The sequence below is a fragment of the Sneathiella sp. genome, assembly GCF_036960985.1.
Taxonomy (GTDB): domain Bacteria; phylum Pseudomonadota; class Alphaproteobacteria; order Sneathiellales; family Sneathiellaceae; genus Sneathiella.
Map to the genome: position 1 here is coordinate 38,960 of NZ_JBALWD010000033.1, position 8,092 is coordinate 47,051.

12 protein-coding genes are annotated in these 8,092 nt (G+C 47.1%); 3 read left to right on the forward strand and 9 right to left on the reverse strand.

What is annotated here, in order from left to right:
* Positions 1–8: 8 nt before the first annotated feature.
* Positions 9–380 carry a VOC family protein gene (locus tag V7723_RS16200; RefSeq protein ID WP_335685532.1) on the reverse strand — a complete coding sequence of 124 codons (372 nt, stop codon included), beginning with the start codon at positions 378–380 and terminating at the stop codon, positions 9–11.
* 148 nt (positions 381–528) lie between these two features.
* Here V7723_RS16200 and V7723_RS16205 point away from each other — a divergent pair, with 148 nt between their 5' ends.
* A complete protein-coding gene (locus V7723_RS16205) occupies positions 529–780 on the forward strand; it encodes a hypothetical protein (RefSeq protein WP_335685533.1) in 252 nt (83 codons plus the stop codon).
* Positions 777–1,166 carry a hypothetical protein gene (locus V7723_RS16210; RefSeq protein WP_335685534.1) on the forward strand — a complete coding sequence of 130 codons (390 nt, stop codon included), beginning with the start codon at positions 777–779 and terminating at the stop codon, positions 1,164–1,166. The genes V7723_RS16205 and V7723_RS16210 overlap by 4 nt, the downstream gene beginning before the upstream one ends.
* A gap of 31 nt (positions 1,167–1,197) precedes the next feature.
* On the opposite strand, the gene V7723_RS16215 is transcribed toward V7723_RS16210, so the two are convergent.
* From V7723_RS16215 to V7723_RS16250, 8 genes are all read right to left on the reverse strand, one after another.
* Entirely contained in the window at positions 1,198–1,488 is a 291-nt protein-coding gene (locus V7723_RS16215) for a DUF1330 domain-containing protein (protein WP_335685535.1), read from the reverse strand.
* A gap of 40 nt (positions 1,489–1,528) precedes the next feature.
* On the reverse strand, positions 1,529–2,023 hold the full coding sequence (locus V7723_RS16220) for a DUF302 domain-containing protein (protein WP_335685536.1): 495 nt from the start codon (positions 2,021–2,023) through the stop codon (positions 1,529–1,531).
* Between the two features lie 177 nt (positions 2,024–2,200).
* A complete protein-coding gene (locus V7723_RS16225; protein ID WP_335685537.1) occupies positions 2,201–3,538 on the reverse strand; it encodes an MFS transporter in 1,338 nt (445 codons plus the stop codon).
* Positions 3,539–3,644: 106 nt separating this feature from the next.
* A complete protein-coding gene (locus tag V7723_RS16230) occupies positions 3,645–4,013 on the reverse strand; it encodes a hypothetical protein (protein ID WP_335685538.1) in 369 nt (122 codons plus the stop codon).
* A gap of 291 nt (positions 4,014–4,304) precedes the next feature.
* Positions 4,305–5,363 carry a permease gene (locus V7723_RS16235; protein WP_335685539.1) on the reverse strand — a complete coding sequence of 353 codons (1,059 nt, stop codon included), beginning with the start codon at positions 5,361–5,363 and terminating at the stop codon, positions 4,305–4,307.
* A 136-nt stretch (positions 5,364–5,499) separates the two neighbouring features.
* Positions 5,500–5,838 (reverse strand): ArsR/SmtB family transcription factor, encoded by a 339-nt coding sequence (locus V7723_RS16240; RefSeq protein WP_335685540.1) that lies wholly within the window; start codon positions 5,836–5,838, stop codon positions 5,500–5,502.
* Positions 5,835–6,716, reverse strand: coding sequence for a division plane positioning ATPase MipZ (locus tag V7723_RS16245; RefSeq protein WP_335685541.1), 882 nt, complete (start codon positions 6,714–6,716; stop codon positions 5,835–5,837). Before V7723_RS16245 ends, V7723_RS16240 begins: the two co-directional genes overlap by 4 nt.
* A gap of 152 nt (positions 6,717–6,868) precedes the next feature.
* Positions 6,869–7,867, reverse strand: a complete 999-nt coding sequence (locus V7723_RS16250; protein WP_443024243.1) for a DUF3179 domain-containing protein — start codon at positions 7,865–7,867, stop codon at positions 6,869–6,871.
* Between the two features lie 78 nt (positions 7,868–7,945).
* On the opposite strand from V7723_RS16250, the gene V7723_RS19840 reads away from it, so the two are divergent.
* Positions 7,946–8,092, forward strand: a 147-nt coding sequence (locus tag V7723_RS19840; protein WP_443024245.1) for an FAD-dependent oxidoreductase, incomplete at its 3' end; no start/stop codon positions are given.

Here is an 8,092-nt window from a genome sequence, read left to right on the forward strand (position 1 = left end):
CACATACTTTAAGCTTTGCAATAAAAGGCGAGCTTATTTCCTTCCAGATCGCGGCAATAGCCGAAAATCATTTTACCCTCTCCACGTGGCCCAGGCGCGCCTTCATCCTGTCCGCCCAAAGCCAGTGCTTTTGCATGCAGCTTCGCAACATTCTCTGCAGTCTCAACGGATAGAGCGACCATTGTTCCGTTGCCGGCGGTCGCCACTTCCCCATCATACGGTTTAATAACCGCCAGCATCGCAGTAGCCGGCGCCGTACTCCACAACCTGATATGCGCGTCGGTCATGATCCGTTTCGCCTCGATCTCGCCCAACAATTCATCATAAAATGCTGTGGATTTATCGATATCGTTGGTTCCTAGTGTCACGTAACCAATCATCTGATTTCCCTTTTTAAAGCTGCCGTTCTTCTGAGCGGCATTGATGTATCTGCAGTTATACCTCTAGCACTGATCCGCATAGAAATAAACCAACGCGTCAATTAGACATAGGATTGACATTTTGTTATCTATGTACCAATATAACAAAATGAAAAACCCAATAGAGCGCGTTCAAACGGGTATCCGTATTGAAAAAAAACTGCTGAAAGTTCTCAAAGGCCTCGCCGAGCATCTAGACATTACTGTCGGCGACCTTGTCGAAGGGATGGCGTTGCATTGCTTCGAAAACAAACCCCCCTTCACAGAGGAGACCTGCAAAAAAATTGAACAATTAAAGAACGTTTATGAGCTGACAATCGAGGCCGAAGACAGCCACAAATTAACGGAAAAAAAATCATGATGATGCCCCAAAATTATTCAGATCTGACTCGATCATTCGAAGCACATGAAATAGATAACACGGCGTTTCACCATGCAGATCATGTGCGTGTCGCTCATGATTTACTCTGCAAGTACGACTTTATCGACGCCGTTTCAATCTACGCAAAGGGCATCAGAACGCTGGCAGAAAAAGCCGGGGCGCCGCAAAAGTTCAATACCACGATCACTTACGCTTTTATGAGCCTTATTGCCGAACGAATGGCAGTATTTGAACACAATGAATTTGCCGGCTTCGTTTCCACAAACCCTGATTTACTGAGTAAAAATGCATTGGAAAAATGGTACACACCAGATCGCTTAAAATCTGATCTAGCGCGCACCATATTCCTGCTTCCAACCAAGTAAAAGACCACCCTTGCAACTCTAGTATAACGCCTTAACTGGGTGGTTCAGCGAGTGTGAAAAGAACATCCGCCCCTTCGTTTCGCAGCGGTATCAATGCTTGATATTCCGGGCTGTTATACCAGTTGCGTGCCGTCTCAACGTCAGGAAATTCAATCACAGCGAACCTGTTGTAGGGACCATTACCTGCAAGGATTTCATGAACTAACGCACGATGAGTAAAGACACCACCATGTGCCGCAACGATCGGTCCCGCAGCTTGACCATACTCAGCAAATTTATCCGAGTTTTTAACATTTACATGGACCGCGACATAAGCAACCATAACATACTCCTATTTTTATTATTACCGCCCCGAAAGATTTTTATTGAGCTGGAAGCGCGCCGCGCGTCACCGCCATATCGGTGAATTTATTTAATGCACCGGTCATCATTTTAAAGACCTTGTCACGGTCCGATATGCCATACCGTTTCGCGAGCCAGGAAGGATCTGTATAGGCAAGCTTCACCGTGCCGTCGCTGTCTTTCCAGGCAATTGCTTTCAATGGTAAATCCAAACCAATGGCCGGATTGGAGGCCATCAACGGAGTTCCCATTTTTGGATTACCAAAAATAATGAGAGAGGTTGGCGGTAGCTCCAAGCCAACACTTTCAGCCCCTTTCGCATGATCAATCCGCGCAAAAACCTTGATGCCCTTTCTTTCTAGTGCGATACCGAGGCGGTCAAGGGTCTTGGTCACGCCAAAATCACTCTGTTTGACAATCAGCCCATCCCCTTCGGCATGGGCTTGCATCGCCAGAAACGAAGCCAATACCATAGTTAGCAGGACGAACATCATGCGCGTAAAACGATCCAGCATTTTTATCTCCTTTGGAAGAAATGAGGTCGAACAAAAAAAGATCCCGCCCGACGGGTGATGGATTCTATTCTAGCCCAATAAATTTTACGGCGGCAAGATCATGCGACAATTTGCACGATAATGTGAAATGCAGACCAACGAAGGAACGCTCCCGAGAAAGCTTTTTGATTTCGCGCGTTATTGAGGTAGCGGCTTTCCGGCAGTCTCCTTAATGAAGAAGGTGACAACGAGCGAAACAGCAGCAGCTACCATAAGATAATACACAGGCGAAAAATCATCGGAAGTGCGCTCTACAAGATATGTGGCGACCAGAGGTGTTGTACCCCCAAAAATGCCGAGGCAAAGGTTATAGCCGATACCTGAGGCACTGCAGCGGACCGCAGTCGGTAGAATTTCAACCATCACCGCAGATAGCCCTGAATACCCAACGCCAAAAAGGACAGAAAAGCCTACCTGTCCCGCCAAAATCAGTGCGAAACTCTGGTGATGCATCATCCACCAAAGCGGCCAGGCAAAAATCAACGAGCCAATGGCAACAAAATACAATAAGGGTTTTCGGCCAATTCGGTCGGACAGTATCGCGCTGAACGTAATAATCGGAAGCATGATTATCAGGCTCAATGTGTTGATATCCAGAGCATCGGTTGTCGACACATGCATTTGTTCGGTTAGATAAGATATCGCGTAGACCCAAAGCAGATAAAACCCGACAGCGTTCACAAGTGACAAACAGATGATCTGCAAGATCGCCCGCCAATGATCTCGGAAGGCAACAATGAACGGGAGATTGGTCAACGGCTTGGCGTCCGAGAAATAGCTGGGTTCCGTCATATGGCGGCGGAATAGCATGGCGCAAATAGCGATAACCGATCCAAACAAAAAGGGAAGACGCCATCCCCATTCCTGGAATTCAGCAGATCCCAAAATATTGCTAAACAGAGAACATAGAGAGGATCCAAGAAGAAAGCCGAGCACGCTGCCAAACATTGGCCAACTGGTGTTAAAAGCACGTCTATCATCCGACGAATGCTCCGCAAGGAAAACGATGGAGCTAGGATACTCACCGCCAACTGATAAACCTTGAAGTATCCGGAGCAAAACAAGCAAAATGGCTGCAGAGGTTCCAATTTCACTGTGTGTCGGCAAAAGACCAATAGCGGTGGTCCCTATTCCCATCATAGCGACAGAGAATATTAACGCCGGCTTACGACCGATTTTATCGGCCATATGACCAAGTAAGATGCCGCCTAAAGGTCGAGCGATATAACCAATGGCAAAAACAGCAAAGGCCGCCAGCAGTGACGTGAAAGGATCATTATCGGGGAAAAACAGTTTGCCGATAATGGGTGCCATTGTGCCGTAAACTGCAAAATCATACCATTCGAGGGTATTGCCAATCGCGCCGGAAACAATATTGCGTCGTTTTATAGTTGAGGAAGAAATGCTGAAAAATCCAAAAAAACGTAAATAGTAATGTTTACTGCTTAACGCCATCGAGAGGCAAAATCTAGTCATACTAGAAATAAAAAGCCGAGCCTCAGAGAGGCCCGGCTCTTTTCCTCATATACACATTTGAAGCCTTACGGTACGCAACGCGCTTCAAAAAACGCTGTATATGAAACTAACTTACTTTACCTTTTTTCGGCTTCTTCATCCCCATCCAGGATTCCCCAGAGGCCATCACACAGGTGGCGCCATTTGGCTGGGTCAGCACAATTGTCCAAGTAACACCGTCGGGGCTTGAAAACAGTTCAAGCACGCTGCCATTCGCCGCGAGGCCGGCAGCAACCGGCGCTTCTTCAAATTTTCCACTCAGATGTTTCATGAGTGCGGTTCGCTCAAAACATGCGCTTTGAGCGGATGCGTCTGTCACTTGGAATGAAACCAACGTGGCTGCGAAGAATAGCAGTGCAATTCCAAAAGAAATGACAGAGCGCATGCCGGCGTTACGAAGTGCCGAATGGGTAGTATATTCAACAAAGTTTAACATACGCTCCTCCTTTTCCGCGAAACCATTCCAGATCCTATCCTGATGGAGACTCACTGAAACTATCGCTACATTTACTAATATAAAGAGGAAAGGTTAACAATCGATATACGGCATTTATCTAAAATATTATTTAGTTAAAAATTGGAATCAATTATGAAGAAAAATTCTAAAAAAATACCAGAAATCAGCCGTTTGTAACTATATGTAAGTTGATTTATCACGTCTTCTCAATCCATTGTGATTTGCTTTTCCACGCATATATATTTGAGAAAACGGCCAATTTCAGAGAAATTAATACAGGATCTGGGAGGCGTATTGCCACAACAATCCGGTTCCGATTGATCCGACAAAACCGAGCATAAGGTAAATTCCGAATACTTCCCGTTTTACCAGACCGAAAACCGCAACCGCCGCCGGAATGGAAGACACCGCACCGGCCGTCATAAAGGCCATGGCCGCGCCTTGCGACATGCCCAGCTCCAGCAAGCCGCTGACGAGCGGTATGGCGGCATACCCATTCAAATAACTGGGAATACCAATCAGTACCGCCAGAGGAATGGCAAAGAGATTCTCCTGCCCGACCAGATCCTCCACGAACGTGGTGGGGATATAGGTCACCATTATGGCTTCAAGAAGAAAGGCAAGAACGAGCCACCGACCAATCAACCAGCCGTTGGAAAGACCGGATTCAGTGAAGACAGTGCGCCGGTTTTCATCAGACCATATTTTCCAATGGACTTGCACGGGTCCTTTCAAGTCCAAGGTCGGGCGGCACCCTCCGGGCATATCGGCTCGCAGGGGATTCTGAATTGCACCCCGCTTCTGCAACAGGTAAATGGAAAAGCCGGCGAAAAGTCCCAAAGCGATAGCGATAATTGTTTTCCCGCTCGCGAAGCCAACGCCGATGCCGACGGATGTCAGAACAAATATTTCCGGATCCATTATCGGCGAGGCAATCCAGAAAGCCATAACTGGGGCCAACGGAACTCCCGCGACGAGTAGCGACGCAACGAGGGGGATAACACCACAAGAGCAAAAAGGCGACAATGCGCCAACCAGAGAGGCCGCAAATATGGCCGTCACCGGTGATCCCGAAAAGGCCTTGGCAATATAGCCGTCTGCTCCTGAAGCCTGGAAATAAGCCGCGAGTCCGACGGCTATCAAGAAAAACGGTGCCATTGAGAGGAGTGCATCGCCGAGGAAAGCCAAACTATCCGGCACATTCACCGGATCAATGATCAGCTGCAACAGGATCACCGCGAAACAGGCAAGAATAACTTTATCCGTCAATAAGATCCAAAGACGGGACCGAGTTTGTGACAATGCAGGTAGAAGCTCATTAAGAGACATATCGATATTTCCAGTATATTCGAATTATATTAGAATAATACCTACATTGAGAAATTATTCAAGTTTATACTTCGATATTTATCGAAATAATAAATTTATATTTGTAAACAATGAATTATGAGCTAAAATTTCCGGTCTATGGCGTGAGATCGACACCAGCGCAGCATTTATCCGTGAGCAGTGTCACCAGGCCATTCATCTTGTCGAAATTCATGAAGCATCTTAAAATTCGGCTTTGTCGCTCTTGAGTAATCAAGCCGCCGGCCACCAAATGCGAGATATGATGGGACAAGGTTGATCCCGGAATGCCCAACAAGGATTGTATTTCACCAACGGCCAACCCCTCCTCCCCTGCTTGCACCAGATACTGCACAATGCGAAGACGAATTGGGTGACCAAGCTTGCTCAAGGCAAGCGCAGCTTCCTCTGTTTGTAGAATTTCAGGGTGTAGATTTTCTACTGGCTTGGAATTCACAGGTTTTCAACTTTTTCTTCGAGTCCCGGCAGCCGTAGCGATTTTATCAAATGCCGCAATTCATGACGCGCGGCCACATGGCTCATGGACATTCTGATGCCGACGCCTTTTTTATTCAGGTCGAGCATGGTCAGGCCCTTCAAGAAAAGTTCCCGGAAAATGACCCGTTCCCCAAAGCCCGCCGCAGAGCGGAAAGAAATCCGCGATGCCAATTTAGATAGAATTTTTTCGATATGCCGTTTGTTGTGGGCATCTGTGTGAGACAGGCGATTGCGCATAACGACCCAGTCAATCTTGTGGTTGTCGATAAGGGCCCGCCGCTTCCGCTGTTCCCAAACCATTTCGCTGTACCAGCTCGGGCGTTGGACTTCCATCGTCGTCTCGTCAATTTTTGCCAGCAAATCCAGATCAATAAAACTGTCGTTCATGGGCGTCAGAAGCGTATCTGCGAAGGAGTGTCCGAGCTTCGAGATAAAGCTGTCGGCACCCGGACAATCTATAACGACGAAGTTATTTTCATAGACGAGTTCTTGCAAAGCCGCGACAAAACGCGACCGCTCATCGCTTTGAGCCTCATCCATATTCTTTTTCGGGCTTGGTTCAATGACCCTTAAAGACGGCATCGGCAGATCAAGCTGGTTCTTGGTCACGAAGCTCTGTCGGTTCTCAATATATCGGCCCAATGTCTTTTGCTTGCCATCAAGATCAACGGCGCCGACTTTAAACCCCAAAGTCAGAAGCGACACGATTACATGCATGGCAGTTGTCGATTTTCCAGAACCACCTTTTGCATTTCCGACAACGATAATATGCGCGCGCGTCGGCTGAGTATCAGCCTCTGGTGTAGATTTTTCCACAGTTACTGTCACGTTTGACACGTTCTCTTGCTCCCCGCAAACCTCACTATCTAAGATTGAGTTCTGTCGCAATGATTAGCGCACCTGATTAAGTAAACCAGCCATTGAAACATGACAAGCACCTTAATCCGATGAATTTTAAGAAGTGATTAAAAGACGAAATTACCAGAAAATTATTTGGTTATTATTGGCGTCTCAGGATGGAAAGCATAATGCGCGAAGGCAAAATCCACGCTGTATAATATGTCTTCATAACGGCCATCCTTCTTGCGCTGTACCGTAACATTTCCGATATCAACACCTTTCCCGATAACCGCTGCATCAAGGGCTGAATTCTGCCCTTTTTCCCAAGTAACAATCAATCCATCTGGCGTCTCTAGGCGTTTCACTGACCGTAAATAGTCTAGCGCCCAGGCTTGATTTTCCGCAACAACAACCCGCGACAATGGTGCGACTTCGTCGGGCACGGCACCCTCATACAAGAACGGAAAATCAAGACTATCATAGCCCTGATACGGGTTCATTCCATACCGCCGAAAACCATCATCTTCTGGAATAAGAACACTGCCTTGCGGTGCTCTTTCTTTAAATTTTGCGAAAGATTCGATTCTGACCGGGATCATTTCGAGCTCTAAACCGGTTAAATCTCCAACTATGGCACGGCCTAAAAACTGCTGCCACCAGCTTTCCGTTTGACGATCATACATTACCAGATCAGAATTTCGGAGTTTTCCCGTCGTTCCGAAATCCAGGACCATTTCGCCTTTTTCCGGATGGTCTATGCGTCGATCAAACACCAAAGATGCATTACATAAAGGACAAAAAGTCACCGAAATGGGAATGCCCGCGATTTCATCATTGACAATTTCGTGCCACATCAGCACTTGCAACGGATATGCTTTCGCTTCGCCGTCGACAATTACGCCGATCACAGGTTCCGTTGCGGTCAGATGACTGGCTTGTGCCACTGGCAAAAATTTAGGGCTGTCAATGGCGGGTATGCCATCTTTTGGAACGCCACCAGAGAGGATTTCCGTATAGTCGATTTCAGTCTTGTCGAAATTTGTATTTGGCCATTGCCCAGCCCAGAAATCAGGATCCGCCCACGCTGAGGCTGGTGCCAGCATCAAGGACACCAGTGGTAACAACAAGATGTATTTCAAAAATTTCATGTAAAAAATTTAGAGGGTTTTTGGGTTCCTGCAAAATCAAGCCTTTGTGATCCATATTAAAACTGCTATCGAAAATACATGTCATTTGATGTTGAAAATGTAATCGTCGGCGCAGGCGTTATCGGCCTGGCCATTGCCCGGTCTTTAAGTGTCCGGGGCCGTGATGTCCTTATTCTGGAGAGAGCCGCACATTTTGGTAGCGAAACTTCATCGCGGAACAGTGAG